Below are 26,493 nucleotides of genomic sequence, written 5' to 3'. Positions count from 1 at the left end.
TTCTCTTATACCGCGCATAAGGTTGCTGCCCTGCCAGCACAATAGCGCGCGAGTTATGCTCAGGACAACTGCATAACGGAATGAAAAACAATGGAAACACCCGCCCTGCCACGCCGCCTCGCCCTCACGGCGGGATGTAATCAGCTTATCAACTGGGGGATCTCGTTTTATATGCCCGGCACCTTTGCGCTGGCGATTTCAGCCGACCGGGGATGGTCATCACCGCAGATTTACCTCGGCCTGACGCTGGCGATGCTGGTGATGGCGGCGGTTTCTCCGTTTGTCGCCCTCCTGCTGGCACGCTTTGGCGGTCAGAAAGTGGTGATGAGCGGCACGTTGCTGATCGCCGCAAGCTGCGCAGGGATGGCCTATACCCAGACGCTTTTTGGCTGGTACTGCGCCTGGCTTATCGGCGGCGTAGGGATGCGCCTGTCGCTGTACGACGCGCTGTTCGCCGCGCTGGTGAATCTCTACGGGCAGCAGGCGCGACGAACGATCTCACGCGTCACGCTGGCGGGCGGGCTGGCCTCCGCCGTCTTCTGGCCGCTGGGCGATGCTCTGCTTCGGGTGATGAGCTGGCAGGAGGCGCTACACGTCTATGCTCTTTTCGGCCTGCTGAGCGCGACGCTGATACTCTCGCTTCCCCACCAGCGGTTGACGGTAACCGCGAAAACCACCGCGCCGCCTCAACGCAATGAACGACGCAACGGCTGGCTTTATGCCGCCTTCATTGCCCTCATCACCTTTGTCTCTAACGGCACCTCCACCCATCTGCCGGAGTTTATTGCCCACTTCGGCCTGCCGGTCGCCATCGGGATGCTGTGGGGAGTCGGCCAGACGGGCGCCCGCTCGCTGGAAGTGCTGGCGGGTGCCCGCTTAACCCCCTTCAAACTGACGCTTTTTACCGCGCTCGCCATGCCGCTCTGCTTTCTTCTGGGGATGAGCAGCGCCCTGTTTGCGTGGTGTGCGGCCGGGTTTGCGCTGGGCTACGGCGCCATCAACGGGCTGGTCACCATCGTAAAAGCCACCCTGCCGCTGGAGCTGTTTAGCCCCGAAAGCTATGCCCGCCGCACCGGCATGCTGCTTATCCCCGGCCAGCTGATGGCGGCAGCCTCACCGTTTGCCTATGCGTGGCTGAATAAAACGCTGGGGATCGCAGGTGCAATGTGGGTATCAACGGGATTGACGCTGGTGATTGCCGGGCTGGCGATAGCGATTGTGCGTCGTCCAGGCAGGCAAACTGTATCGCACTGTATCCAGAGCGCCACGCTGACAAACGGGTACAAAACGCCGCCTCCGGCAAATATCTCCGATACATAAAAATGGTTTTCTTTCCCTGTCGTCATTCACAACCGATGAGGAGAGAACCCATGATTCGTCGCTTTGCACTTTTCCCCCTGCTAGTCCTGGCCTCTGTAGCCCATGCCCGGACCACGCCGCTGGACAACCTGAGCGCAGAGGACGTTAACGGCCCCGCCGCCGTTGCGCCGCCGGCGCAGCCGCAGCCGCCCGCAAAGCTGATAGTCGATCCCCCGCTTGCCGGGCCGCTGAGCAAAGGCGCGGTGTTTATCCAGTACCGTGCCGAAAACCTGCGCATCGAGCCGGTATTCGGCCCCGAGGCGCTCAAGGTCACCCCGCGCATCGGTCACATTCACGTGGTGGTGGATGACGCGCCGTGGCACTGGGCTGACGCCAGCGGAGAGCCGGTGATCCTCGTGGGGCTACCCGCCGGTAAACACAAGGTGACGATTATTCTGGCCGACCCGACGCACAAGCCGCTCGACCACAAAACCGTTGAATTCACCGTCCCGCCCCACGCGACGGTCCACCACTTTTAAGGAGTCTGAAGATGAAAGCACTGTCTGTAGTGACGGCAGGCCTGCTGGCGGTTTCCGCCAGCGCCTTTGCGCAGAGTAAAACCAGCGTCGTGCTGGTGCACGGCGCGTTTGCCGACGGCAGCAGCTGGAATAAGGTGATTACCCTGTTGCAGAAGCAGCACGCCGAGGTCATTGCCGTCCAGCTCCCGCTCACGTCGCTTAAGGATGACGTTGCGGCCACGCGGCGGGCCATCGCCCGCGCCGAGGGTGAGGTGGTGCTGGTGGGCCACTCCTGGGGCGGCACCGTGATTAGCGAGGCGGGCAACGATGCGCGGGTAAAATCGCTGGTGTACGTGGCGGCGTTCGCGCCGGATTCCGGCCAGTCGACGGCGGATCTGGCAGGAAGTTTCCCTGCCCCGCCGGGCAGCGCGGGCATTGCTAAAACGGCGGACGGCTATTTATACCTGCCGACAGGAGCTGTCAGAAAGGACTTCGCGCCTGACGTGAAGCCAGACATTCAAAACACGATTGCAGCCACGCAGGGGCCAATTAAGGCCGAGGCGTTTGGTGAAAAGGTTGCCCACGCGGCGTGGCATGACAAACCGAGCTGGTATGTGGTCAGCAAGAATGACCGAATGATCAACCCCGATCTTGAACGGGCGATGGCGAAGACGATCCATGCGAAAACCGCCGAGGTGGCGGCAAGCCACGTGTCTATGGTGAGCCAGCCGCAGATCGTCGCCCGGACGATTGAGCAGGCGATAAGCGGTAATTAACCGTAGTGACTCATTCGATCTTCTGCACTTCCGTATCCACCGGCAGCAGCGCAGTGCCGTCATGCGCTGCTGGCGCCATAAAGGGAACCGGCCTGCCCGTCCGCCTGTCGACCAGCAGCGAGTGACGCTCGCCCTGCGCAAACAGATTTTGCTCTCCCCACTGACGCAGCGCCACGATCACCGGGAAAAGACGTTCGCCTTTGTCGGTCAGAACATATTCCTGATAAGCCGTGCCGTCCGATGCTCCCTGTAACGTCAGGATTTCTGCCTCAACCAGCTTGCGAAGCCGGTCAGAAAGGATGTTGCGCGCCACCCCAAGGCTGCGCTGAAAATCCCCGAAGCGCGTCATGCCGTCAAACGCATTACGCACAATAAGAAGCGACCAGCGATCCCCGAGCAGGTCAACGCTGCGGGCAACGGGACAATATTCCTCTTTTACCGTATTTCGGGACATCACCTGTTTTCCTCGCAAAGGCCACCCTATAACTGGTTGCATTTTAAAACTGCTTAGCCTAGCATTCAACCAGTTTCATTTTAAAACCAGGTTATCACAGACGAGGATTTTGAATATGTCACTGACGTCAGCCCTTCCTTCAGCCGACATGCCGCGCAGCATGGTCTGGCTGTTCGCCACCGCCAGCGGCCTAAGCGTGGCAAACGTCTATTACGCCCAGCCTTTGCTTGACGCGCTGGCGAACGATTTCGGCATCAGCCATGCGGCCGTGGGGGGCGTGGTGACCGCGACACAAATTGGCTGCGCGCTGGCTCTTTTGCTCCTCGTTCCTCTGGGTGACAAAGTGGATCGTCGACGACTCATGGCAGTACAGCTGATTGCTCTGGTGGTGGCGCTGGTTTCCGTCAGCATGGCACAGTCCTCTTCAGCGCTGCTTATCGGTATGCTTGCGACAGGTATGTTGGGCACGGCCATGACGCAGGGGCTGATCGCCTACGCCGCCAGCGCCGCGTCGCCCCATGAACAGGGACGCGTTGTCGGTGCGGCACAGGGCGGCGTGTTCACAGGTTTGCTGCTCGCTCGCGTCTTTGCCGGTGGCATCAGCGATATCGCGGGCTGGCGCGGGGTCTATCTTTGTGCTGCCGCGCTGATGCTCATGATTGCGTTACCTCTGTGGTGGCGACTCCCCGCCCTGCCAGCCGTCACTGCCACGATGAGCTATCCGCGCCTGATTGGTTCAATGCTCACGCTGCTGCGGCAGGAAAAAGTGCTGCAGATACGCGGCGTGCTGGCGCTGCTGATGTTTGCATCGTTCAACATTTTCTGGAGCGCGCTGGTGCTGCCGCTGAGCGCACCGCCGTTTAACTTTTCGCATACAGCGATTGGCGCGTTTGGACTGGCTGGCGCGGTGGGCGCGCTGGCGGCTGGCCGGGCAGGACGCTGGGCCGATCGGGGATATGCCCAACGCACCAGCGCGGCGGCGCTGAGTATCTTACTGTTAGCCTGGTGGCCCTTGTCGCTGATGGACCGTTCACTCGGGATCTTGCTTATCGGCATCATACTGCTCGACTTGGGCGGTCAGGCGCTGCACGTCACTAATCAGAGCATGATTTTCCGCACCCGTCCCGAGGCGCACAGCCGGCTGGTCGGGCTGTACATGCTGTTTTATGCCGTCGGCAGCGGGCTCGGTGCGCTCGGCACAACGATGACGTATGCCTGTGCCGGCTGGCCGGGCGTCTGCCTGCTTGGCGCCTCGGTCAGCCTGCTGGCACTGGTGTTCTGGTGGCTAACCCGCGCTAGCCACGGCTGTCCGCGGGATAATCCCGATTAATCCACGCGTGGTCCTCTTCCCAGGTGAACATCCATTTGCGCACCGGCCCCGCCATCACGTTGAGGTAGTAGCTGTCATACCCGGCCATCGTCGCGACCGGGTGGTAGCCCTTCGGCACCATCACCACGTCACGGTTATAGACCGCCATACACTCATCCAGCGTTCTGTCATCGGTGTAGACGCGCTGCATGCAGAACCCCTGCTCCGGGTTGAGGCGATGGTAGTAGGTCTCCTCCAGATAGGTCTCCTGCGGCGGGTTATCCGTGTCGTGCTTGTGGCTCGGGTACGAGCTGGTGCAGCCTTCACTGGTCCACACCTCCACCACCAGCAGGCTGTCGGCGGGCCTGTCTTCCGGCAAAATATTATGCACGTAGCGCTGGTTATGACCTTTGCCGCGCGCTTCACCGTCGATATCCTGCGGGGCAATCAGCCGCGTCGGATACGTGCCTTTGCCCGGCGCGGCGCAGACCGCCAGCTCCAGCGTCGTCAGCGCCTTCACCTGCACCGACTCCTGCGAGGCGACGTACACCGCCCACGGTTTAATGCGCTCGAAGGGGCTCATCCGCTCGCCGATATCGTTAAACTGCGCGGAAGGGGTGCGGATGGAGGCGCGTCCGGCGACCAGCACCAGGCAGCGCTCTTCGCTGACGGCGGGCAGCGTCAGCGTCTGCCCCTCCTGCAGCTCATACGCCTCAAAGCCGACGTAGCCCCACCCTGCGCTTTCCGGTGTAACACACTGGGTGCGCCCCTCCGCGTTCGGCTGTTGCCAGCGTGATAACAGACGTGACATGTTCCCTCCTCAAATCAGTCCGGCGTCGCGCGCCAGGCGGCTCAGGTTGTTATACCCCAGACGGGCGTAGGTCAGCGGATGGGCAATCGCCGGATCCTGCTCGGCCTCGACCACCAGCCAGCCGTGATAATCCTGCGCCTTCAGCAGCCGCATAATCGGCGGGTAATCGACGCAGCCGTCGCCCGGCACGGTAAACACGCCGCTCAGCACCGCATCGAGGAAGCTGGTTTTGCGGTTTTTGACGTCCGCCAGCACGTCGGCGCGCACGTCTTTGCAGTGAACGTGATTGATGCGCGACGCCCAGCGCTGCGCCACCGCCAGCGGATCGGCCCCGGCAAAGGTCAGATGGCCGGTATCCAGCAGCAGTCCGACCGCCTCCCCGGTGTGAGTCATCAGGTTGTCCACGTCCTCGGCAGACTCAATCACCGTGCCCATATGGTGATGGTAGGCAATCTGCACGCCCTGCTGCTGCGTATAGCGGGCAAATTCGGTGAGCTTCTCGCCGTACTCCTTCCAGCGTTCCTGCGGGAAGCGCGGGCGCAGATGCACCGGGGTCTGCTGCTCGCCGTGAATGCAGCCGCTCACTTCCGCAAACACCAGCACCTTCGCTCCCAGCTCGCGCAGCAGCGTCAGGTGCGGCTGCACGGCGGCGATCTCCTCCTCCACGCTGCGCTCCAGCAGGCGGCCGGAGTACCAGCCTGAGACCAGCTGCAGGTCGTGACGCTGCAGGATGGGGCCAAGCAGGCGCGCTTCGCGCGGGAATTTATTGCCCAGCTCGAAGCCGGTAAAACCGGCCTCTTTACCTTCGCTCAGACAGGTTTCCAGCGAGGTTTCCGCGCCGAGAGAAGGCAGATCGTCGTTCGTCCACGTCAGCGGGTTAATGCCTAATTGCACACTCATTGTCGTCTCCATTATGCGTGTCCGCGCTCGCGCCACCAGGCGATAAGCTGCAGGTAGTTGTCCCGGATGCGCGCCACCAGCTGCGCATCGTCAATATCGTGCTTCAGCCACGCGCGGGAGGCATCGCCAAACAGCGTGCGCCCCACGGCGAAGCCTTTCACTACCGTCTGCCCCGCTGCGGCTTTGAAGTCGGCGCGCAGCTGTTCCGCCGGGGCGTCCAGGCCGAGGATCACCACCCCGCGGCAGTGCGGGTCCCGGCGTTCGATAATCTCGCTCAGCGCCGTCCAGCCGTCGGCGGAGAGCGGCGGCAGCTTCCACCAGTCCGGGTAAATGCCGAGGTTGTAGAAGCGGGAGATGGCGCGCAGGTAGAGCTCGTCGCTGCGCGGCATGGTCGCAGGCAGGATCACCTCAAGCAGCAGCTCGTGCCCGGACCGGCAGCAGGCGTGGTACACCTCGGCGATTTTCTGCTCCTGCTCCAGGCGCAGGCCGTGGGCATCTTCCGGGTGGAAAAAGACCAGGCACTTCACCACGTGCTCCTGCGGCCAGCTGATAAGCTGGGTGCCGATGTTGCCGTGCTCCATCTCCAGCGGCCGGGAACCCGGCAGCTCGATGGGACGACCAATCCACCACCCTTCCCCGGTGATGGCGTTCAGCGCGTCCTGACCAAAGGTGCCGTCGCACAGAAGACCGGCTTTGCCCTCCAGCCCGGCGCGGCTCGCCGCCTCGCGGCTGGCCTGCAGGATCAGCTGCTTCAGCGCCGGAATGCGCTTAAGCGACGCGCCGCACTGCATCGCCATATCCTCAAGCTGGCTGCGGTGGTCGAAGGCCATCACACACAGCTCCGGCCATTCGCGGCGGCGGGTGGTCACCCGGTGGAGATGGTTAAGACGCGGGTCGAGATCCGGGCGCGGCACGTTCGCGGCGCGGGAAAGATAGTCATCCAGCTCGATTTTGCTCGGCATCGCCGGGGCGCAGCCGTGGCGCGAAACCACCAGCGCGCCGCAGGCGTTGGCGTAGCGGCACGCCTGCTCCCAGCCTTCGTCGTTCAGGTAGCCGCGCAGCAGGCCGGACATAAACGCGTCCCCCGCCCCGAGGACGTTCAGCACCTCCACGCGCACGCCGGTCACCGTCAGGCCGTCGTCCAGCCGGGACGGAATAGCGTCGGTATAGACCGAGCAGCCGAGTGCGCCGCGCTTGCAGACCAGCGCTGCGTCACTGACGGCACGCACCTGCCCCAGCGCCTGCAGGGTATCCGTGCTGCCGCCCGCAATGTGAAACTCCTCTTCGGTGCCGACAATGACGTCGAAGAGGTGCAGCACCTCCTGCAGCTCGCGGGTGACCTTCTCGGCGGCGATAAAACGCGTTTCGCCGTCGCCTAAGGAGGTTAGCCCCCACAGCACCGGACGATAGTCGATGTCCAGCACCGTGCGCACGCCATGACGGCGGGCATAGCCCAGCGCCGTCAGCACCGCCTCGCGGGTCTGCGGATGAGAAAGGTGAGTCCCGGTGATGGCAAGACAACGTGCGGAGGCAATGTAGCTTTCGTCCACATCGCTGGCGGTAATCGCCATGTCCGCGCAGTTATCGCGATAAAAAATCAGTGGAAAGGTGTCCCGGTCTTTAATGCCGAGGAGCACCAGCGCCGTGAGGCGTTGTTTATCGGTAATCAGATGGCTGGTATCGCAGCCCACCTGGTTGAGCTCTTCCCGCAGGAAGCGGCCCATATGTTCATCGCCGACGCGCGCCAGCATCGACGAACGTAAACCCTGACGCGCGGTGCCGTACGCCACGTTGCCGGACGACCCGCCGAGATATTTGGCGAAGCTCGATACATCCTCCAGACGCGCACCAATCTGCTGACTGTAGAGGTCTACCGCCACGCGGCCCATGCATATCACATCAAACTGCTTTTCCACGTTGATACCTCATCAGACAATGTCGTTCACGTTCAGCCAGCGGCCTTCCCGGTGCGAGAGCGCAATCGCGTCCAGCACGCGCGACACCTTCCAGCCCTCTTCGAAGTCCGGCCACATCGGCGCATCGGCGGCAATCCCGTCCACCAGGTCGCGCACCTCCACCGTTTTTTGATCGTTAAAGCCAATCCCGTGGCCCGCGCCCATGCAGAACGCGGCGTAGTCCGGGTGCGCGGGGCCGACGAGTAGGGTGCGGAACCCCTGGCGGTTCACCGGATCGTCATGCAGATAAAGCTTCAGCTCGGCCATGCGCTCCTGGGTGAAGCTGATGGCGCCTTTCGTTCCGGTGATAACGTACGACAGCCCCATCTTGCGGCCGCAGGCAACGCGGGAGGTTTCAATCACGCCCTGCGCCCCGCCCGCAAAACGCACCATCGCGTGAGCCTGATCCTCGTTTTCGACGGCGATCATCTCTGACGATCCGGCCTTCGCCGGGCGCGCCGGGACCACGATCTTCAGATCGCCGCAGACCTGCTCGATCTCCCCGACCAGGTACTGGGCCATGTTGACGATATGCGCCGCGAGGTCGCCCAGCGCCCCCAGCCCGGCGGTCTCTTTGAAGCAGTGCCAGTGAATGGGCGAAAGCGGGTCGGCCATATAGTCTTCGTTGTGGGTGCCGTAGAAGTGGATCACCTCGCCAATTTCGCCTCGCGCGATAATCTCCTTCGCCAGCTGCGCCGTCGGGTTCTTCATGTAGTTGAACCCCACCAGCGTTTTCACTCCTGCCCGCTGTGCAGCCTCAACCATTTCACGCGCGTCGTGGGCGTTCAGCGCCAGCGGCTTTTCCGAGTACACATGCTTGCCGTGGCGGATCGCCTCCAGCGCCATCTCCTTATGCAGATGGTTGGGGGAACAAATATCCACCACGTCAATGGCCGGGTCGGCCACCAGCGCCCGCCAGTCCCCGGTGGAGCGGCTGAAGCCAAACGCCTGCGCGCGCGCTGCCGCCAGCTCCGGCGTGACTTCCGCCACCATCTCGCGCACCAGCCTGCCGCGCAGGTTGAACACCGTCGGGGCCTGGGCATAGGCGATAGCGTGCGCCTTGCCGATATACCCGGTGCCAATTAATCCAATACGAACCTCTTTCATCGTGATCCTCACAGTGCGCCGCGACGGCTTTTGGCATAGGTATCGAATGCCACCGCCAGAACGATAATTAATCCGGTGATAATCTGCTGGTAGTAGGCCGAGACGTTCATCAGCACCAGGCCGTTAATCAGAATGCCCATAATGATGGAGCCGATAATGGTGCCGCCGATGCGCCCGTAGCCGCCCATCAGCGAGGTGCCGCCGATCACCACCGAGGCGATGACGCGCAGCTCAAAGGAGATCCCGGCCACCGCCTCGGCGCTTCCCAGACGTGCGCTCAGGATGAAGCCCGCCAGCCCCGCCAGACAGCCAATCAGCACGTAGACGCTGACCAGCACGCGTTTGACGTTCACCCCCGCCAGCCGCGCCGCCTCCGGGTTGCCGCCGATGGCGTAGACAAAGCGGCCCCAGCGGGTTTTATGCAGCGCCAGATAGCCGCCGACGGCGACGATGGCGAAGATCCAGATAGGAATAGATATGCCGAGCAGCTCCCCGCGTCCCCACCAGCGGTAGCCAGGGTCGAAACCGGCAATCGGCGCACCGTCGTTAATCACCAGCGTCAGGCCGCGCCAGATGGTCATCCCGCCGAGGGTGACGATGAACGGCGGCAGGCGCAGGCGGGTGACGCCCAGGCCGTGCAGGAAGCCAATCGCCGTACCCATCGCCAGACAAATTCCCAGCCCGATCAGCCAGCTCATGCCGCCCCAGGCGTTCGGGTCGACGGTGGTGAAGTTATCGCCTTTAATCACGTACGCCGCGGTCATGGCGCACACCGCCAGAATGGAGCCCACGGAGAGGTCGATCCCGGCGGTGAGAATGACGAAGGTCATCCCCACGGCCATGATCCCGTAGATGGACACTTCGGTCAGGATGTTGAAAATATTGCGTTCAGAGAAAAAGTTGCTGTTCTGCGACTGGAAGAAGATCAGCAGCAGGATCATGAAAATCAGCACCCCGAAGCGCTCGAAAAAGGCGATGGGATCGATGCGTCCGGCGCGTTTTACCGGGGCCTGCGTTTTAGAAATCATCTGCGTCATGAGAAACTCCGTTATGCCGCGTTCAGGGCGTTGTGGTTGATGGCCATCATCGTCATCAGCCGTTCTTCGTTAGCGTCGTCGCCGTGGATCTCGCCGGTCACCCGGCCTTCGCTGAGGGTGATGATCCGGTCAGACACCGCCATCACCTCAGGCAGATCGGAGGAGATCACGATCACCGCCACGCCCTTTTTCGCCATGTCAAACAGCACCTGGTGCACTTCCGATTTGGTCCCCACGTCGATGCCGCGCGTCGGCTCATCGACGATCAGCACCCGCGGGTTGAGCGCCATGCAGCGCGCGAGGATCACCTTTTGCTGGTTGCCGCCGGAGAGCTTGCGCACCTCCTGCGCGCTGTTGACCATTTTGATCTGCAGCGCCTTGCGGTAGGACTCAATCAGATCGTCCTCTCTGCGGGTGTTCACGAACCAGCACCACTGCAGCAGCGAGGAGAGACAGGAGAGCGACAGGTTGTCGCGGATCGACAGCCCCAGCACCGCCCCCTCTTTTTTGCGGTCTTCCGGCACCAGCGCCACGCCCTGATCGAGGGCATACAGCGGGTCGCGCGGCTGGTACGGCACGCCGTCCAGCTCAAAGCTCCCGGAGGTAAAGGCGTCTGCGCCAAACAGACAGCGCGCCACCTCGGTACGTCCCGCGCCCACCAGCCCGGCAATGCCCAGAACTTCCCCGGCATGGACGTGGAAGCTGATGTCGTGCAGGGCGATGCCGTGCGGATCCAGCGGCGGCTTTTCGCGGCTCAGCCCCTTCACCGCCAGGCGGACGGGTTTGTCTTCATGATGGGTTTCGCTGGCCGGACGGCGGTTAAAGGCCACGTCGCGCCCGACCATCAGACGGATCAGCTGTTCGACGTTGGTCTCCGCCACCGCGCCGGTGCCGGTAAAGCGGCCGTCCTGGAAAACGGTGAAGCGATCGCAGAGCTGGAAAACTTCGTGCAGACGGTGGGTAACGTAAATAATGCTCACGCCGCGGTTTTTAAGCTCCCGCACCACGCGGTGCAGGCTTTCCACCTCGCTGTCGCTCAGCGCGGCGGAAGGTTCGTCCATAATGATTAACCGGGCATTGAGGGTCAGCGCCCGGGCGATCTCCACCATCTGCTGCTGGGCGACGCTCAGGCGGGCGACAGGCGTGGTCGGCGCAACGTTCAGCTGGAGGTAATCGAGAATGACCTGCGCCTCCTGGTTGACCGCCCTTTCGTCGACGATCAGGTTACGCCTGCGCGGCTCGCGACCGAGAAACATGTTTTCCGCGACGGTCATGTTGGGCAGCAGGTTGAATTCCTGATAGATGGTGATAATGCCCTTGTTCTGGCGCGCCACCGGGGAGTCGTCCACCGGCAGCGTTTCGCCGTTGAACCAGATATCCCCGCGCGTTTGCGGCTGCGCGCCCGCGAGCGCCTTCAGCAGCGTGGATTTTCCCGCCCCGTTTTCCCCCAGCAGGGCGTGAATTTCGCCGCTGCCGACGGTCAGCTGAGCGCTGCTCAGCGCCCAGACGCCGGAAAAGCTTTTTGCCAGGTCGGTCACTTTCAGTAAGGGTTGCGACATCAGTCTGCTCCTCCTCATGATGAGCCGCCAGAGGCGGCTCGGGACATATTAGTTACCGGCCTCACCGATACGCTCAGCCTGCTGCAGGTTCTCTTTGGTGATCAGCGTCGGCGGGTAGTCGGCCCCGGTGATGGCTTTCTTCTCGCGCACGTTGGCCACCAGCTGGCTCATCGCCGTCTGCACCGCAAAGCCCGGACGCTGATCCGCCGTTACCGCCAGCCAGCCGTCGCGCACGCGGGCCAGCGCTTCCGGCACCGCATCAAACCCGGTCACGAGGATTTCGCCCGGCTTCACGCCCTGGCTCTGCAGCGCTTCAATCGCGCCCAGCGCCATATCGTCGTTGGCGGAGAGGATCACCTGCGGGCGCTTCGGCAGCGAAGGCAGCACGCTTTCAACGATGCGCATCCCTTCAGAACGCATCCAGTTGCCGGTCTGATCGGCGACGATCTTGTACTTATCCCCGCCCGCCTTCAGGCTGTCGCGGATCCCTTTGGTGCGTTCAATGTTGGAAGAGGAGCCCGGCTGGCCGGTGAGGAGAATGATGTCCGCGCCGTCGGGGAATTTGGTTTTAACGAAGTCGCCAACCGCCTGGCCGCCCTTGTAGTTGTTGGCGCCGAAGTGCGGCACTTTCTTCTGGCTGTCGACGGAGCGGTCAAGGGTGACGATCGGCAGCTTCGCATCCTGAATCTCATCCACCGCGCTGGAGACCGCGTTCACGTCGTTCGGGGAGACGATAAAGCCCTGCGCCCCGCGGGTGATGGCGTTTTCCAGGTCAGCTACCTGCTTCGGCGAGCTGCCCTGCCCGTCCAGCACCTGAAGCTTCACGCCCATCTCTTTTGCGGCTTTCACCGCCGTGCGCTGCATGTGAACTTCAAACGGCATGGCCAGGTTTGGCGTACTGAAAACGATTTGCTCGTTTTCGGCGAGGGCGGCCCCGGACGTCATGGCGATGAGGGCGGCTACGATCAGTTTTTTCATTATTATGTCTCTCTGTGTAGGGTTGTTGTGTTTAGAGGACGATCTCGCGCTGGCTGCGCAGTGACTCCAGCGCTTTATCCGCAAGGTACAGCGCACGTTCACCATCATCGCCGCTGCAGTCAGGCACCGCTTCGCCGCGCAGGACCGCAACAAAGTGTTCCCATTCCGCGGCGTAGGCGGATTTGTAGCGCTGCAGGAAGAAGTGTTCCGGCAGCGCGCTGGTGCAGCCCTGTTTGCCGTAGTGCTGCACCTGGTTTTCCAGAATGTTGCCCGCGCACAGCAGCCCTTCGGAGCCGTGCAGCTCCAGGCGCTGGTCGTAGCCGTAAGATGAACGGCGGCTGTTGACGATGGTCGCCATCGCGCCGGAGGCATATTTCAGAACGATAAACGCGGTATCGATATCCCCCGCCTCGCCAATCGCCGGATCCACCAGGTTGCTGCCCTGGGCATACACCGACACCGGCTCTTCGCCCATGATGAAGCGCGCCATGTCAAAGTCGTGAATAGTCATATCGCGGAACATGCCGCCGGAGACGCGCACGTACTCAGCAGGCGGCGGAGACGGATCGCGGGAGATGATGAGCAGCGATTCCGGTTTGCCTATGCGCCCGGCCTGCGCGTCGGTTTTCACGCGGCGAAACTGCGGGTCAAAGCGGCGGTTAAAGCCAATGAACAGCGGCACGTCGTACTCTTTGACTACCTTCAGGCAGTCGCGCACGCGGGCGAGGTCAAGGTGTACCGGCTTTTCGCAGAAGATGGCCTTGCCGTGGCGGGCGGCCATTTCAATCAGATCCGCGTGGGTGTCGGTGGCGGAGGCGATCAGCACGGCGTGAACGTTAGGGTCGGTCATCGCCTCGTTCAGGCTCTGCTGGCGGGCCTGATACTGCGCGGCGAGACGGGTGGCAAATTCCTGATTCGGGTCAACCACGGACCAGAGCGTGGTCGCGCCGTGGCTGGCGATGTTAGCTGCATGTACCTGGCCGATTCGGCCAGCGCCCAGTAAAGCAATGTTAAACATAACGGCTCCCGGTGTTGGTGAATGCTGTGAACTAACGACTCTATAAATAAAACATTTATTTCATTTTTATAAATAGTGAAAATTATGTTTTTGAGTGCGGGTTAACACTTTTGAGATGAATGAGATAAATTTTGTTATCAATCTCACAACATGAGTGGACATGCGGCAACTCCCCTCACCCCGGCCCTCTCCCTCAGGGAGAGGGAGTAAAAAACCGCACCGATCCGTCCCCTCTCCCTGCGGGAGAGGGTTAGGGTGAGGGGAAAACAAAAATGAAATGAAAATTTCGTTACGGCAGGAAAACTTAATACTGACGGGCTTTTTTCACCTGCGCCTGCGTTTGCTCAGCGGCCTCACGCACGGCAGACGACGCCGCCACCTGCGCGTCACCGGTTCGCCACCACGAGGCGTAGTCGTGGGTCATGGTCTTCGGCAGCACCTTGATGTCCAGCAGCGTCGGGCCCGGATGCGCCCGCGACGCCACAAGCGCCGCCAGCAGGCTTTGCTCATCGTTCACCCGCCACGCGCGGCAGCCGTAGCTCTCCGCGTTTTGCGCAAAGTCGACCTTCACCAGCGGCCCGTCGAGACGCCCGGTTTCCGGGTTGCGGTGGCGGTTTTCGGTGCCAAAGCTGCCCATGCCGTGCCCCATCTGCAGGTTATTAATGCAGCCGAAGCTGGCGTTATCAAACAGCAGAACGGTGACCTTAATGCCCTCCTGAACGGCGGTTTGCAGCTCGGAGTGCAGCATCATGTAGGAGCCATCCCCCACCATGGCGTACACCGGCTGCTCGGGTCTGGCGAGCTTCGCGCCGATGGCCGCCGCAATCTCGTAGCCCATGCAGGAGTAGCCGTACTCCAGGTGATAGCTGTCCGGCATTTTGACCTGCCAGAGGCGCTGTAAATCCCCCGGCAGCGAACCGGCCGCGCCCACCACGATGGCGTTATCTTCAACATGCTGGTTGATCAGCCCCAGCACCCGCGTCTGGGTCAGGCGGGTGTTAAGCGCCTCGCCGTATTCCGCCAGCTGCGCATCCAGGTGCCCCGCCACTTCGGGCGCGTCGTCAGGACGCCACTGGCGATCCCACAGGCGGCGGCACTCGTCGCGCCAGGCAGACTTCGCCTGAGCGATCGCCTCTCCCCAGCCGCTGCGGTAATCCCCGAGCGCGTGGGTCAAGGCCTGGAGCCCGGTTTGGGCATCGGCAATCAGCGCGGTGGCGTCCAGCTTCAGGGCGTCAAACTCGGCCACGTTCAGCAGCAGGAATTCGACGTCCGGATGGGAAAAGAGCGCCTTGGAGCCGGTAGTAAAGTCGGTAAGGCGCGTGCCGACGCCAATCACTAAATCGGCCTGCGGCGCGAGCTGGTTGGCGGCCATTCCGCCCGTCACACCTATGCCGCCCAGGTTAAGTGGGTGGTCACTTACCAGCGCTCCCTTTCCGGCCTGGGTTTCGGCAAACGGCAGCCGCAGCGTTTCGACAAATTCGCGAAACGCCTCATGCGCGCCGGAATAGCGCACGCCGCCGCCGCACACCACCAGCGGACGACGCTTGCGGGCGATCAGCGCCCGCGCCTGCGCCAGACGCTGCGGATCGGGCGGACGGCGTTCGATGTGGTGCACGCGACGCGCGAAGAAGCTCAGCGGGTAGTCCCAGGCCTCTCCCTGCACGTCCTGCGGCAGGCAGATGGTCACCGCGCCGGTATTGGCGGGGTCAGTAAGCGTTCGCATCGCGCTTAGCATCGCGCTCATCAGCTGCTCGGGGCGGTTGATGCGGTCCCAGTAGCGGGAGACCGGACGGAAGCAGTCGTTGGTGCTGATGCTGAGATCGTGATACTGCTCGATCTGCTGCAGCACCGGGTCCGGCTGGCGGCTGGCGTAGATATCGCCCGGCAGCAGCAGGAGCGGGATGCGGTTCGCCGTGGCGGTGGCCGCCGCCGTGACCATATTGGCGGCGCCCGGCCCGACGGAGGAGGTGACGGCAAAAATGCGCTGACGGCGGTGCTGTTTGGCGAATCCCGTCGCCATATGGGCGATACCCTGCTCGTTGCAGCCCTGCATCACCTGCAGATGGCCCGGGTCCTGCTCCAGCGCCTGGCCGATACCGAGCACGTTGCCGTGCCCAAAGATGGTCGCCACGCCCTCCACGAAGGGCGTTTCGTCACCGTCCACGCTGACGTACTGTTGATTAAGGAACCGGACCAGCGCCTGGGCCATGGTCATACGTTCGGTTTGCATAAAACCTCCTGTCAGCCCAGCGTTGGCATAGAGAACGCAGCGCCTGTCTCCTGCTGCATTTCCGGCCAGCGCGCGGTGATGGTTTTCATTCGGGTGTAGAAGCGCACGCCGTCGCTGCCGTGAACGTTGAGCGCGCCAAAGATGGAACGCTTCCAGCCGCCGAAGCTGTGGAATGCCATCGGCACCGGGATCGGCACGTTGACCCCCACCATGCCCGCCTGCACCTCTTCGCAGAAGCGGCGCGCGCAGCCGCCGTCACGGGTGAAGATCGCCGAACCATTACCATATTCATGGCGGTTAATCAGAGCCACCGCGCTGGCGTAATCTGCTACGCGCACCACAGAAAGCACCGGGCCAAAAATCTCTTCTTTATAGATGGTCATCTCCGGGGTGACGTTATCGAACAGCGTCGGCCCGACGAAGTAGCCCTGCTCGTGCCCCTTCACGCTGAAGCCGCGACCGTCCACGCGAAGTTTCGCTCCCTGCGACTCGCCGCTGTCGATGTAGCCCAGCACCTTGCTGCGGTGTACGGAGGAGATGAGCGGCCCCATTTCGTTTTCCGGCGACTGGTCCAGGCCCGGCCCGACGCGCAGCGCGGCAATCTGTTTTTCCAGCCGGGCGCAGAGGTCATCGGCGGTTTTATCCCCCACCGCCAGCACCACCGAGAGCGCCATGCAGCGTTCCCCCGCCGCGCCGTAGGCCGCGCCCATGATGGCGTTGGTCGCCATCTCCATGTCGGCATCCGGCATCAGGATGCAGTGGTTTTTCGCGCCGCCCAGCGCCTGGCAGCGCTTTCCGTGGGCGGACGCGGTCTGGTAAATGTATTCCGCAATCGGCGTGGAGCCGACAAAGCTCACCGCCTGCACGCGTGGGTCGGTCAGGAGCACGTCAACAGACTCCTTATCGCCCTGCACCACGTTGAACACGCCGTCCGGCAGGCCGGCCTCTTTCAGCAGCTGCGCCAGCGCCAGCGCCAGAGAAGGATCTTTTTCCGACGGTTTCAGCACGAAGGTGTTGCCGGTCGCCAGCGCAACCGGGAACATCCACATCGGCACCATCGCCGGGAAGTTAAACGGCGTGATCCCGGCGCAGACGCCGAGCGGCTGCATCAGCGAGTGGCTGTCGACGCCCGTGCCGACGTTCGCAGAGTGTTCACCCTTTTGCAGGTGCGGGATGCCGCAGGCAAATTCCACCACCTCCAGGCCGCGGGTCAGTTCGCCCACCGCGTCGGAGAAGACCTTGCCGTGCTCTTCGCTGATGATGCGGGCCAGGCGCTCCATGTTCTCTTCCAGTAGCGCCTTGAAGCGGAACATCACGCGCGCGCGCTTCAGCGGAGCATGACGCGCCCACGCCGGAAACGCCTGCTGCGCGGCGGCAATCGCCTGTTCGGTTTCCTGCGCCGTACTCATCACCACCTGGCGGATCTGCTCGCCGGTGGCCGGGTTGAAGATCGCCTGAACGCGCTGGCCTGAACCGGTGACACATTCGCCGTGAATAAAATTCGCTACCGTCTCCATCCTTAACCTCTCGCTGTTGATACGTGACTGTTAACTGAACACTGTGTACTGAACACTATATATGAAACAAATATTCCATTTTAAGTTGAAATAAAATAAATGATGATTATTGTGATCAAGGATGGATTTTTATGTTAACAGCCAACAACACTGACGCAGCGTGCGCTATTAAGGGATTTCGGGCGAGGAAATGACTGAAGTTTCTGTTTCATTTTTGCTGCCAGATGGATGGCCGACATTTAAAAGACGCGGTTTTGCGTTTAGAATCATAAGACTGTATTTGGGGGATAAGATGACGACAGCAACCAGCCTGAACGAACTGCAGCAGCAAATCCGCGATCGCTACGATAGCCTGAGCAAGAGGCTGCAGCAGGTCTCCCGCTACGTGCTGGATAACACCAACAGCGTGGCCTTTGATACGGTTGCCGTCATTGCCGAGCGCGCCGACGTGCCGCCCTCGACGCTGATCCGCTTTGCCAACGCCTTTGACTTCACCGGCTTCAACGAAATGAAACAGCTGTTTCGCATGAACCTGGTGGAGGAGACCGCCAGCTACAGCGACCGCGCCCGGCTGTTCCGCGAGATGGAGAGCGAGGCAGTGCCGGAAACGCCGCTCGATATTCTGCAGGAGTTCGCCCGCTCGAACGCGCAGGCGCTGCAGCAGCTGGCCGCCCGCGCCGAGCCGGAAATGCTGGAGCGCGCGGTACAGCTGCTGGCCGACGCCGACACCATCTACATCGCCGGACTGCGCCGCTCCTTTAGCGTCGCCGCGTATCTGACCTACGCCCTGAGTCACCTCGAGTGCCGCCCTATCCTGCTCGACGGCATGGGCGGGATGCTGCGCGAGCAGATTAGCCGCATTAAGGCGCGCGACATCGTGGTGTCGATCAGCTTCTCGCCGTACGCGGAAGAGACGGTGATGGTCAGCGAAACCGCCGCCAGCGTCGGCGCGCGGCAGATCGTGATTACGGACAGCCAGATCAGCCCGCTGGCGACGTTCAGCGATCTCTGCTTTGTGGTGAAAGAGGCACAGGTGGATGCGTTCCGGTCTCAGTCGGCAACGCTGTGCCTGGTGCAGTCGCTGGTGGTGGCGCTGGCGTATCGCCGGGATAACAGCGGAAAATAGTTCACGCCTCCGGCCCGGCACGCCGGGCCGCAGACTTTACGTTATTTTTTATATTCTTTTATTTTTGATAAATGTTCGAGCTTCTTTCGTTTCCACCATAAAGATAGCAATGAAGATGCCTCGTCATCAGTCTTATCCATAATGACTGGCTGATTGATAGACATGATGCTTAATGCCGAGGTAAACATAATCAATAAGCACACCGCAGCATTACCTTCATTATACCATGACCTTGTAAAGATCCCCGTGAGGTACAAACCGTAGCAACTACCAAGGAAAAGCATAGCATTAAGTAATAATGCAATAATTCGCCACTTTCCTAATAAATATAATTTAGCTTCAAAATATTCCATAGAGACTCCATGTTATTGGGGAACCAGATTCATCAGGCCACCATAATGTTTGGCTGAATTCTTATCTAGGAACTCTGCTCTACTTTACGCAGCGAGGCGCAGGAAATGCATTCCTGTATCTAAATAACTTTGCATATTGCCTATCCACTTTAGCCCGGCTTTGTTGATTACCGGTGAATGCAATGGCAGCACTTATGAGGTAGATAAATCATCCGTCTAAGTAATCACCGCCAGCGCCATAAGGCTGCGGGAGAACTTATTTTATTCTTAATCGTTCTGGTACAGCATTATTCATTGTGACCAGACGTGACGCTTAGCAGGACATCCGAAAGCTAGCTCACTCAGTGACAACGGTGTGGTGGATAATCGATTCCACCGTTCGGCGGCCTGCAGCGCTGAAAACGCTTGAATGCAATTTTCCATCCCCGGCAGAAACCAAAGCGCTTGATGCTGACAAACGTATATTTTGAACATGAAGGGTGATAGCGACAGCGCCGTCTGACGCTGTCTGGTGCATGTTTGCGGTAAAGCAGTATCAGCCAGAAGCTCAGACTACGCAGCACAGTTACACCTCTTTCCTGAAGGTAATAACATAGTACTGCATAAATTTGACCTTACTGCCGCCAAAACAGCCCGGTCGTTCTTCAATACCGATAGTATCAACTCGCTGAAATTCCCAGCCCTGCGCTGCCCACTCGTTGACCACGTCCTCAAGGTATTGCGCAGCAATACCGATTTTGTTGTCTTTAGCCCTGACTGAAATGTTGGGTGGAACCTGGACCATTTTGTACTGAAACATTAGATTAACCTTGTTGTTAACGGTGGCTGATTATTCGCTCTGCCAGGAATAGCGACAGAGGCGTTAAATGCCGCTGGACATTTATTATTTGCATAAGCTGGCTCTGTGCACAGTGATTGCTTTACTTAACTCTTCGCACATCTGCTGTAGTACCTTCAACCTGCATTTTGTAACCTGTTCCGCTATTGTAAATTAATGCCTCCGGTCTGTATGAATACTTGTATTCATAGTGGTAGGTGCATTGCTTCCACACCTGCCCGTTAGTGAGAGTGTAAACGGTTTCGCCTTCCCATCCTTTAAATTCGCCATCAATTCGTGATTGGATGACATCAGTGATTTGTCTGACGGGTACAACTTTGTCTTTCCCATCTATCTGCAGATAAAACCGCCCATTCGCTCGTAAGAGATTGACATCAGGTCGATAGGCATAATGATACCAGTACATGTATTGCGCCTGTATCCAGTATGTCCCGTCAACAAACCTGAATAAAACCTCGTCATCAAACCCTTCGAAGTCACCATCGATTTTTGCTTTGCGTACAAGTTCATATGTGCTCATGGTCATTCTCCATTGGATATAACTTTTTCTCTACTACAAGCTACTCCTTTATTTGTGGTGATATCAACCGCAAATAGGAGCATGGTCTAAATATTTCGGTAAAATATTCATGACACGAATATTTTATTTTTTAAACATATCTCTTGTGAATTTTTTATGATGGAATTCGAGGCGCGTCAAATAAATTCTGGTTAGTCCGTTACGATTATTACAAACCTGGCTTATATTGCTACCAGGCAGGGCTAACAGGAAACAGGGCGATGGGTTTAATTAGAAAACTACGCAGTATTTTAGGACATCAATCTGGCAAGAGAGAACCTTCATCTACGTATGAACGCAACACGGAACTGGAGGGTAAATGGCTTACCGTGGATCACCCTTACTTCTTCGGTCACGCAAATATTTCGCCGGATAAGCGCTGGGTGGTGGGCTGCGATGATTCGGATGGTGGCAGCCTTGGCGGCCACAGGATGAAGGGCAATGGCCGTGTCATTCTTGTCGATTACCCCTCTGACAGGATTGTGTATGAGCTAAAATGTTTTGCACGCCCTGTCGATGCCGCTGTTTCTGATTCCGGTAGTTTCATAGTCCACGATTGTGGTTTCGGTAGTGCACTTAGCGGGGATGTCATCGCTATCAACACCAGCGGTGATGAAATCTACCGTCGGCATTACTGCGCCAATATCTTTAATATTGGTTTGTCCCAATGTGGCAGGTACGCAGCTGTCCAGACAGCAAATGCAGATAATAAAGACAGTAATATTTTGGAGGTTCTCGATCTTCAAAAAAGACAGCAAATGTTTACAGTTCGCCCCGTCGGGACCTGGGCAGATTGCTATTTATTCGATACAAACGCTGACGGAGAGTTATGCCAACTACGCGTCAATCTTCGTGATCTTGGATACTTCCGTTATTCCACCGCTGGTGAGTTCCTTGATGCTGAATCACTACAGATAGCCCAGTTGGACAAAGGTGATTACACCACAAAGATTATGGCCGCGCAGGAGTTGCTTAAGACGGATACCACCGAGGAAAGCGCCAGGAAAGCTCTGAGCGTCGCTGATACAGCTCTTACGCAGGGAGCCCGAGAACGATATGACTGGGGAGCGCTAGCTCACAGGATCAGAGGGGAGTCGTTTGAATCGCTTGGGCAGTTATCTGACGCTTTGGAAGCCTATGAACAGGCACTTGCAATGAATCCTAAAGTGGGTGTATTGCGCCGGGCAACCACTCTGCGTAAAAAACTTTCTGCAAAGAAATAAAACGCCCTCCTAATACGGTGCAAGTAAAATAAGTAAAGATGATTAGACGAAATGGCACGAAACCGTGATCATTTTAGCCAGCGCACAAAAACCGAACTGGCTCTTCGGGTCAGCTATCATTATTCAAAATGTAAATGTCCAACTATATGTACAAAAAAGCCCGCAGTTACGCGGGCTAAGAGTACTTTACTGTTTTTACGCGCTGGCTATTGCCAGTCGTTAAATCATTCCCACTCAATCGTAGCCGGTGGCTTACCGCTGATGTCATACACCACGCGGGAAATACCGTTCACTTCGTTGATGATGCGGTTAGACACACGGCCCAGGAAGTCATACGGCAGGTGCGCCCAGTGCGCGGTCATGAAGTCGATGGTTTCCACCGCACGCAGGGAGACAACCCAGTCGTACTTACGGCCATCGCCCATTACGCCGACGGAGCGAACCGGCAGGAACACGGTGAACGCCTGGCTTACCTTGTTGTACAGGTCAGCTTTGTGCAGCTCTTCGATGAAGATCGCGTCCGCGCGACGCAGCAGGTCGCAGTACTCTTTCTTCACTTCGCCCAGCACGCGCACGCCCAGACCCGGACCCGGGAACGGGTGACGGTAGAGCATGTCGTACGGCAGACCCAGTTCCAGACCGATCTTGCGCACTTCGTCTTTGAACAGCTCGCGCAGCGGTTCAACCAGGCCCATCTTCATCTCTTTCGGCAGGCCGCCCACGTTGTGGTGAGATTTGATGACGTGTGCTTTACCTGTTGCGGAGGCCGCAGACTCGATCACGTCAGGGTAGATGGTGCCCTGCGCCAGCCACTTCACGTCTTCCAGCTTCAGCGCTTCTTCGTCGAACACTTCCACGAACACGCGGCCGATGATCTTACGTTTGGCTTCCGGATCGTTCTCGCCTTTCAGCGCGTCCAGGAAGCGCTGCTCGCCTTCCACGTGAACGATGTTCAGACCGAAGTGGTCGCCGAACATGTCCATGACCTGCTGGGCTTCGTTCAGACGCAGCAGACCGTTGTCCACGAAGACGCAGGTCAGGTTTTTACCGATGGCGCGGTGCAGCAGCATCGCGGTCACGGAGGAGTCCACGCCGCCGGAGAGGCCGAGGATCACTTTGTCATCGCCAACCTGCTGGCGGATACGCTCAACGGCGTCGTCGATGATTTTTGCCGGGGTCCACAGAGCTTCACACTGACAGATGTCGCGAACGAAGCGCTCCAGCATGCGCATACCCTGACGGGTGTGGGTCACTTCCGGGTGGAACTGTACGCCGTAGAAGCGTTTTTCTTCGTTCGCCATGATGGCAAACGGGCAGCTTTCGGTGCTGGCAACGGTCACGAAGTCAGACGGGATGGCGGTGACTTTGTCGCCGTGGCTCATCCACACGTCCAGCAGCGGTTTGCCGTCTGCGGTCAGGGAGTCTTCGATACCGCGCACCAGCGCGCTGTCGGTGACGACTTCTACCTGTGCGTAGCCAAACTCGCGCTCGTTAGAGCCTTCTACGTGGCCGCCCAGCTGCATTGCCATAGTCTGCATACCGTAGCAAACGCCGAATACCGGCACGCCAGCTTCGAACACGTACTGCGGCGCGCGCGGGCTGTTCTCTTCGGTGGTGCTTTCCGGGCCGCCGGACAGGATGATGCCGCTTGGATTGAATTCGCGAATCTGTGCTTCCGTGACATCCCACGCCCACAGCTCACAGTAAACGCCCAGTTCACGTACGCGACGCGCCACCAGCTGAGTGTACTGAGAACCGAAGTCCAGGATGAGAATGCGATGTTTATGAATGTTTTCCGTCATTGACGCTAATTCCGAGGCAAGTGAAACAAAAACAGAGCGCCCGGCAGAAGCCGGGCGCGGAAACTTATCAGGAGCCCAGACGGTAGTTCGGGGACTCTTTGGTGATCGTCACGTCGTGAACGTGGCTCTCCTGGATACCCGCACCGCTGATGCGTACGAATTCCGCTTTAGTACGCAGCAGGTCAATGGTACCACAGCCGGTCAGACCCATACAGGAACGCAGGCCGCCCATCTGCTGGTGAATGATCTCTTTCAGACGGCCTTTATAGGCAACGCGACCTTCGATACCTTCCGGCACCAGTTTGTCAGCGGCGTTATCGGTCTGGAAGTAACGGTCAGAGGAGCCTTTGGACATCGCGCCCAGGGAGCCCATACCGCGGTAAGATTTGTAAGAACGGCCCTGGTAGAGTTCGATTTCACCCGGGGATTCTTCGGTACCGGCCAGCATGGAGCCTACCATTACGGCAGCTGCGCCCGCGGCGATCGCTTTGGCGATGTCGCCTGAGAAGCGGATACCGCCGTCAGCGATAACCGGAATACCGGTGCCTTCCAGCGCTTCAACCGCGTCAGACACGGCGGTGATCTGCGGAACGCCCACGCCGGTCACGATACGGGTAGTACAGATGGAGCCAGGGCCGATACCCACTTTCACCGCGCTGCAGCCAGCGTCAGCCAGCGCGCGAGCGCCTGCGCCAGTGGCCACGTTACCGCCGATGATCTGCAGATCAGGGTATTTGGCACGGGTATCACGAATACGTTGCAGAACGCCTTCGGAGTGGCCGTGAGAGGAGTCAATCAGCAGGACGTCAACGCCCGCAGCGACCAGCGCGTCAACGCGCTCTTCGTTACCAGCGCCCGCGCCAACCGCAGCGCCAACGCGCAGACGGCCATGCTCGTCTTTACAGGCGTTAGGCTTACGTTCTGCTTTCTGGAAATCTTTAACGGTGATCATGCCGCGCAGGTGGAAGTTGCTGTCAACAACCAGCGCTTTTTCAACGCGTTTTTCGTGCATTTTTGCCAGCACCACGTCGCGGGTTTCACCTTCGCGAACGGTGACCAGACGCTCTTTTGGCGTCATGTACACGCTGACAGGCTGGTTCAGGTCAGTCACGAAACGCACGTCACGACCGGTGATGATACCGACCAGTTCGTTCTCTTCGGTCACCACCGGGTAACCGGCGAAGCCGTTACGTTCGGTCAGGGCTTTCACTTCGTGCAGCGTGGTGGTTGGCAGAACGGTCTGTGGGTCAGACACGATGCCGGATTCATGTTTCTTCACGCGGCGAACTTCTTCCGCCTGACGTTCGATAGACATGTTTTTGTGAATAAAGCCAATGCCACCTTCCTGTGCCAGGGCGATAGCCAGGCGCGCTTCAGTCACGGTGTCCATTGCCGCAGAGAGCATAGGAATGTTCAGGCGAATGGTTTTCGTCAACTGCGTGCTGAGATCGGCAGTATTCGGCAGAACAGTGGAGTGAGCGGGAACGAGGAGGACGTCGTCAAACGTCAGTGCTTCTTTAGCGATACGTAGCATGGGCAATATCTCTGACCTGGGTGGTTAAATATTGCCGTGGCATTATACAGAGCGTAACCGATTGCATCTACACTTTTTTATAAAAAAGCTTGCGATTGCCTCTCAGCAGGTTACTATCGACTGAATAACTTGCTGATTTAGAATTTGATCCCGCTCACATGTTATCCTCTCAATCCCCCTCAATTTATACCGTCAGCCGCCTGAATCAGACGGTGCGTTTGCTGCTTGAGCAGGAAATGGGGCAGGTCTGGATCAGCGGTGAGATCTCTAACTTCACGCAGCCGTCCTCCGGTCACTGGTACTTTACCTTAAAAGACGACACCGCCCAGGTGCGCTGCGCGATGTTCCGCAACAGCAACCGTCGCGTGACGTTTCGTCCTCAGCACGGCCAGCAGGTTCTGGTTCGCGCCAATATCACTCTGTATGAACCGCGCGGCGATTATCAGATCATCGTCGAGAGCATGCAGCCTGCGGGCGAAGGCCTGCTGCAGCAGAAGTATGAACAGCTAAAAGCCAGGCTCTCTGCCGAAGGGCTGTTCGACCAGCAGTACAAAAAACCGCTGCCCTCCCCCGCCCACTGCGTTGGGGTCATCACCTCGAAAACCGGTGCGGCACTGCACGATATTTTGCACGTGCTGAAGCGTCGCGATCCTTCCCTGCCCGTCATCATCTACCCGACCGCCGTTCAGGGTGACGATGCTCCGGGCCAGATAGTTCGCGCCATTGAGCTGGCGAACGCCCGTCAGGAGTGCGACGTATTAATCGTCGGGCGCGGCGGCGGCTCGCTGGAAGACTTGTGGAGCTTTAACGACGAGCGCGTGGCGCGGGCAATCTTTGCAAGCCTGATCCCCGTGGTAAGCGCCGTCGGCCACGAAACGGACGTAACGATAGCCGATTTTGTCGCGGATCTGCGCGCGCCTACGCCGTCCGCGGCGGCGGAAGTGGTCAGCCGGAACCAGCTGGAGCTGCTGCGTCAGATTCAGAACGGCCAGCAGCGTCTTGAGATGGCGATGGACTACTTCCTTGCCAACCGTACCCGCCGCTTTACCCAGCTTCATCATCGTCTTCAGCAGCAGCACCCGCAGCTGCGTCTGGCGCGTCAGCAGACCGTGCTGGAGCGCCTGCGTCAGCGCATGAGCTTTGCGGTGGACGCGCAGCTCAAGCGCGCGGTATCGCGCCAGCAGCGCGTAACCCAGCGCCTGAATCAGCAGAACCCGCAGCCGAAAATTTATCGCGCGCAAACGCGGATCCAGCAGCTGGAGTATCGTCTGGCGGAAACTGTCCGGGCGCGCCTGAGCACCACCCGCGAGCGTTTTGGCAATGCGGTGACCCATCTTGAAGCGGTCAGCCCCCTCTCCACGCTGGCGCGCGGCTATAGCGTGACGACGGCGACGGACGGCAAAGTGCTGAAGCAGACCAAACAGGTGAATACCGGCGATGTGCTGACGACGCGTCTTTCAGACGGCTGGGTAGAAAGCGAAGTGAAATCAATTAAACCGGTGAAAAAGACGCGTCAGCGTAAAACCGGATAATTCCTCGCCGGTTACTTACTATACTGCTGCTATTCCCTTTTTTAATAAGGAGAGCAGC

The 26,493-nt window shown here is 59.4% G+C and carries 24 protein-coding genes; 7 read left to right on the top strand and 17 right to left on the bottom strand.

Going from position 1 to position 26,493, the window contains the following annotated elements; translation table 11 throughout:
- Positions 1-90: 90 nt before the first annotated feature.
- From ACERY3_RS10655 to ACERY3_RS10645, 3 genes are read left to right on the top strand one after another with little or no spacing between them, the layout of a single operon-like run.
- Positions 91-1,320 carry an MFS transporter gene (locus tag ACERY3_RS10655; RefSeq protein ID WP_058841782.1) on the top strand — a complete coding sequence of 410 codons (1,230 nt, stop codon included), beginning with the start codon at positions 91-93 and terminating at the stop codon, positions 1,318-1,320.
- 50 nt (positions 1,321-1,370) lie between these two features.
- Positions 1,371-1,838, top strand: coding sequence for a DUF6130 family protein (locus ACERY3_RS10650; protein ID WP_058841781.1), 468 nt, complete (start codon positions 1,371-1,373; stop codon positions 1,836-1,838).
- Between the two features lie 11 nt (positions 1,839-1,849).
- Positions 1,850-2,593: an alpha/beta fold hydrolase gene (locus ACERY3_RS10645; RefSeq protein ID WP_058841780.1), complete on the top strand. Its 744-nt coding sequence runs from the start codon at positions 1,850-1,852 to the stop codon at positions 2,591-2,593.
- A 10-nt stretch (positions 2,594-2,603) separates the two neighbouring features.
- Here ACERY3_RS10645 and ACERY3_RS10640 read toward each other — a convergent pair whose 3' ends face one another.
- Positions 2,604-3,047: a helix-turn-helix domain-containing protein gene (locus ACERY3_RS10640; protein ID WP_023308780.1), complete on the bottom strand. Its 444-nt coding sequence runs from the start codon at positions 3,045-3,047 to the stop codon at positions 2,604-2,606.
- A gap of 115 nt (positions 3,048-3,162) precedes the next feature.
- Between ACERY3_RS10640 and ACERY3_RS10635 the strand changes: the two genes are divergently transcribed.
- Positions 3,163-4,377: an MFS transporter gene (locus tag ACERY3_RS10635; RefSeq protein WP_058841779.1), complete on the top strand. Its 1,215-nt coding sequence runs from the start codon at positions 3,163-3,165 to the stop codon at positions 4,375-4,377.
- On the opposite strand, the gene iolB is transcribed toward ACERY3_RS10635, so the two are convergent.
- The 10 genes from iolB to ACERY3_RS10585 form a co-directional block, all read right to left on the bottom strand.
- The gene (iolB, locus tag ACERY3_RS10630) at positions 4,343-5,167 is read right to left on the bottom strand and encodes a 5-deoxy-glucuronate isomerase (RefSeq protein WP_058841778.1); all 825 of its coding nucleotides are present in this window, start codon (positions 5,165-5,167) and stop codon (positions 4,343-4,345) included. The two genes, ACERY3_RS10635 and iolB, sit on opposite strands and share 35 nt — an antisense overlap.
- Positions 5,168-5,176: 9 nt before the next feature.
- A complete protein-coding gene (gene iolE, locus ACERY3_RS10625) occupies positions 5,177-6,067 on the bottom strand; it encodes a myo-inosose-2 dehydratase (protein ID WP_320717326.1) in 891 nt (296 codons plus the stop codon).
- A gap of 11 nt (positions 6,068-6,078) precedes the next feature.
- Complete coding sequence (gene iolC / locus ACERY3_RS10620; protein ID WP_058841776.1) at positions 6,079-7,983, bottom strand: 5-dehydro-2-deoxygluconokinase; 1,905 nt, start codon at positions 7,981-7,983, stop codon at positions 6,079-6,081.
- A 12-nt stretch (positions 7,984-7,995) separates the two neighbouring features.
- The gene (locus tag ACERY3_RS10615; protein WP_058841775.1) at positions 7,996-9,129 is read right to left on the bottom strand and encodes a Gfo/Idh/MocA family protein; all 1,134 of its coding nucleotides are present in this window, start codon (positions 9,127-9,129) and stop codon (positions 7,996-7,998) included.
- A gap of 8 nt (positions 9,130-9,137) precedes the next feature.
- Positions 9,138-10,166 (bottom strand): ABC transporter permease, encoded by a 1,029-nt coding sequence (locus tag ACERY3_RS10610; protein WP_028014045.1) that lies wholly within the window; start codon positions 10,164-10,166, stop codon positions 9,138-9,140.
- Between the two features lie 11 nt (positions 10,167-10,177).
- On the bottom strand, positions 10,178-11,725 hold the full coding sequence (locus ACERY3_RS10605; protein ID WP_058841774.1) for a sugar ABC transporter ATP-binding protein: 1,548 nt from the start codon (positions 11,723-11,725) through the stop codon (positions 10,178-10,180).
- 48 nt (positions 11,726-11,773) lie between these two features.
- A complete protein-coding gene (locus ACERY3_RS10600; protein ID WP_033146190.1) occupies positions 11,774-12,703 on the bottom strand; it encodes a substrate-binding domain-containing protein in 930 nt (309 codons plus the stop codon).
- Positions 12,704-12,734: 31 nt separating this feature from the next.
- On the bottom strand, positions 12,735-13,721 hold the full coding sequence (gene iolG / locus ACERY3_RS10595; protein WP_038417345.1) for an inositol 2-dehydrogenase: 987 nt from the start codon (positions 13,719-13,721) through the stop codon (positions 12,735-12,737).
- A 304-nt stretch (positions 13,722-14,025) separates the two neighbouring features.
- Positions 14,026-15,951, bottom strand: coding sequence for a 3D-(3,5/4)-trihydroxycyclohexane-1,2-dione acylhydrolase (decyclizing) (gene iolD / locus ACERY3_RS10590; protein WP_058841772.1), 1,926 nt, complete (start codon positions 15,949-15,951; stop codon positions 14,026-14,028).
- 11 nt (positions 15,952-15,962) lie between these two features.
- On the bottom strand, positions 15,963-17,468 hold the full coding sequence (locus ACERY3_RS10585) for a CoA-acylating methylmalonate-semialdehyde dehydrogenase (RefSeq protein ID WP_214586554.1): 1,506 nt from the start codon (positions 17,466-17,468) through the stop codon (positions 15,963-15,965).
- A gap of 292 nt (positions 17,469-17,760) precedes the next feature.
- Here ACERY3_RS10585 and ACERY3_RS10580 point away from each other — a divergent pair, with 292 nt between their 5' ends.
- On the top strand, positions 17,761-18,594 hold the full coding sequence (locus ACERY3_RS10580) for a MurR/RpiR family transcriptional regulator (RefSeq protein WP_023333015.1): 834 nt from the start codon (positions 17,761-17,763) through the stop codon (positions 18,592-18,594).
- 41 nt (positions 18,595-18,635) lie between these two features.
- On the opposite strand, the gene ACERY3_RS10575 is transcribed toward ACERY3_RS10580, so the two are convergent.
- From ACERY3_RS10575 to ACERY3_RS10560, 4 genes are all read right to left on the bottom strand, one after another.
- The gene (locus ACERY3_RS10575; protein ID WP_045281143.1) at positions 18,636-18,947 is read right to left on the bottom strand and encodes a hypothetical protein; all 312 of its coding nucleotides are present in this window, start codon (positions 18,945-18,947) and stop codon (positions 18,636-18,638) included.
- 341 nt (positions 18,948-19,288) lie between these two features.
- Positions 19,289-19,510 carry a membrane protein insertion efficiency factor YidD gene (yidD, locus tag ACERY3_RS10570; protein ID WP_072051685.1) on the bottom strand — a complete coding sequence of 74 codons (222 nt, stop codon included), beginning with the start codon at positions 19,508-19,510 and terminating at the stop codon, positions 19,289-19,291.
- 2 nt (positions 19,511-19,512) lie between these two features.
- Complete coding sequence (locus tag ACERY3_RS10565) at positions 19,513-19,746, bottom strand: hypothetical protein (protein ID WP_045260197.1); 234 nt, start codon at positions 19,744-19,746, stop codon at positions 19,513-19,515.
- Between the two features lie 121 nt (positions 19,747-19,867).
- Positions 19,868-20,305 carry a hypothetical protein gene (locus ACERY3_RS10560; protein ID WP_058841770.1) on the bottom strand — a complete coding sequence of 146 codons (438 nt, stop codon included), beginning with the start codon at positions 20,303-20,305 and terminating at the stop codon, positions 19,868-19,870.
- Positions 20,306-20,565: 260 nt separating this feature from the next.
- Between ACERY3_RS10560 and ACERY3_RS10555 the strand changes: the two genes are divergently transcribed.
- Positions 20,566-21,567, top strand: a complete 1,002-nt coding sequence (locus tag ACERY3_RS10555) for a hypothetical protein (RefSeq protein WP_058841769.1) — start codon at positions 20,566-20,568, stop codon at positions 21,565-21,567.
- 224 nt (positions 21,568-21,791) lie between these two features.
- On the opposite strand, the gene guaA is transcribed toward ACERY3_RS10555, so the two are convergent.
- Together guaA and guaB are read right to left on the bottom strand one after the other, a co-directional pair.
- Positions 21,792-23,369 carry a glutamine-hydrolyzing GMP synthase gene (gene guaA / locus ACERY3_RS10550; RefSeq protein ID WP_006811514.1) on the bottom strand — a complete coding sequence of 526 codons (1,578 nt, stop codon included), beginning with the start codon at positions 23,367-23,369 and terminating at the stop codon, positions 21,792-21,794.
- A gap of 67 nt (positions 23,370-23,436) precedes the next feature.
- Positions 23,437-24,903 (bottom strand): IMP dehydrogenase, encoded by a 1,467-nt coding sequence (guaB, locus tag ACERY3_RS10545; RefSeq protein ID WP_008502128.1) that lies wholly within the window; start codon positions 24,901-24,903, stop codon positions 23,437-23,439.
- 158 nt (positions 24,904-25,061) lie between these two features.
- Between guaB and xseA the strand changes: the two genes are divergently transcribed.
- Positions 25,062-26,435, top strand: coding sequence for an exodeoxyribonuclease VII large subunit (gene xseA / locus ACERY3_RS10540; RefSeq protein WP_039263732.1), 1,374 nt, complete (start codon positions 25,062-25,064; stop codon positions 26,433-26,435).
- Positions 26,436-26,493 lie beyond the last annotated feature (58 nt).

The organism is Enterobacter cloacae complex sp. ESBL7, from assembly GCF_041679625.1.
Classification (GTDB): domain Bacteria; phylum Pseudomonadota; class Gammaproteobacteria; order Enterobacterales; family Enterobacteriaceae; genus Enterobacter; species Enterobacter asburiae_B.
The sequence above is the reverse complement of the archived record's forward strand: the minus strand, read 5'-3'. Positions and strand labels throughout refer to the sequence as shown.

Excerpts from the sequence above, each read along its gene's own strand:
- ACERY3_RS10655 (WP_058841782.1), top strand. The coding sequence starts at position 91 with ATGGAAACACCCGCCCTGCCACGCCGCCTCGCCCTCACGGCGGGATGT.
- ACERY3_RS10650 (WP_058841781.1), top strand. The coding sequence starts at position 1,371 with ATGATTCGTCGCTTTGCACTTTTCCCCCTGCTAGTCCTGGCCTCTGTA.
- ACERY3_RS10645 (WP_058841780.1), top strand. The coding sequence starts at position 1,850 with ATGAAAGCACTGTCTGTAGTGACGGCAGGCCTGCTGGCGGTTTCCGCC.
- ACERY3_RS10640 (WP_023308780.1), bottom strand. The coding sequence starts at position 3,047 with ATGTCCCGAAATACGGTAAAAGAGGAATATTGTCCCGTTGCCCGCAGC.
- ACERY3_RS10635 (WP_058841779.1), top strand. The coding sequence starts at position 3,163 with ATGTCACTGACGTCAGCCCTTCCTTCAGCCGACATGCCGCGCAGCATG.
- iolB (WP_058841778.1), bottom strand. The coding sequence starts at position 5,167 with ATGTCACGTCTGTTATCACGCTGGCAACAGCCGAACGCGGAGGGGCGC.
- iolE (WP_320717326.1), bottom strand. The coding sequence starts at position 6,067 with ATGAGTGTGCAATTAGGCATTAACCCGCTGACGTGGACGAACGACGAT.
- ACERY3_RS10615 (WP_058841775.1), bottom strand. The coding sequence starts at position 9,129 with ATGAAAGAGGTTCGTATTGGATTAATTGGCACCGGGTATATCGGCAAG.
- ACERY3_RS10610 (WP_028014045.1), bottom strand. The coding sequence starts at position 10,166 with ATGACGCAGATGATTTCTAAAACGCAGGCCCCGGTAAAACGCGCCGGA.
- ACERY3_RS10605 (WP_058841774.1), bottom strand. The coding sequence starts at position 11,725 with ATGTCGCAACCCTTACTGAAAGTGACCGACCTGGCAAAAAGCTTTTCC.
- ACERY3_RS10600 (WP_033146190.1), bottom strand. The coding sequence starts at position 12,703 with ATGAAAAAACTGATCGTAGCCGCCCTCATCGCCATGACGTCCGGGGCC.
- iolG (WP_038417345.1), bottom strand. The coding sequence starts at position 13,721 with ATGTTTAACATTGCTTTACTGGGCGCTGGCCGAATCGGCCAGGTACAT.
- iolD (WP_058841772.1), bottom strand. The coding sequence starts at position 15,951 with ATGCAAACCGAACGTATGACCATGGCCCAGGCGCTGGTCCGGTTCCTT.
- ACERY3_RS10585 (WP_214586554.1), bottom strand. The coding sequence starts at position 17,468 with ATGGAGACGGTAGCGAATTTTATTCACGGCGAATGTGTCACCGGTTCA.
- ACERY3_RS10580 (WP_023333015.1), top strand. The coding sequence starts at position 17,761 with ATGACGACAGCAACCAGCCTGAACGAACTGCAGCAGCAAATCCGCGAT.
- ACERY3_RS10575 (WP_045281143.1), bottom strand. The coding sequence starts at position 18,947 with ATGGAATATTTTGAAGCTAAATTATATTTATTAGGAAAGTGGCGAATT.
- ACERY3_RS10565 (WP_045260197.1), bottom strand. The coding sequence starts at position 19,746 with ATGTTTCAGTACAAAATGGTCCAGGTTCCACCCAACATTTCAGTCAGG.
- ACERY3_RS10560 (WP_058841770.1), bottom strand. The coding sequence starts at position 20,305 with ATGAGCACATATGAACTTGTACGCAAAGCAAAAATCGATGGTGACTTC.
- ACERY3_RS10555 (WP_058841769.1), top strand. The coding sequence starts at position 20,566 with ATGGGTTTAATTAGAAAACTACGCAGTATTTTAGGACATCAATCTGGC.
- guaA (WP_006811514.1), bottom strand. The coding sequence starts at position 23,369 with ATGACGGAAAACATTCATAAACATCGCATTCTCATCCTGGACTTCGGT.
- guaB (WP_008502128.1), bottom strand. The coding sequence starts at position 24,903 with ATGCTACGTATCGCTAAAGAAGCACTGACGTTTGACGACGTCCTCCTC.
- xseA (WP_039263732.1), top strand. The coding sequence starts at position 25,062 with ATGTTATCCTCTCAATCCCCCTCAATTTATACCGTCAGCCGCCTGAAT.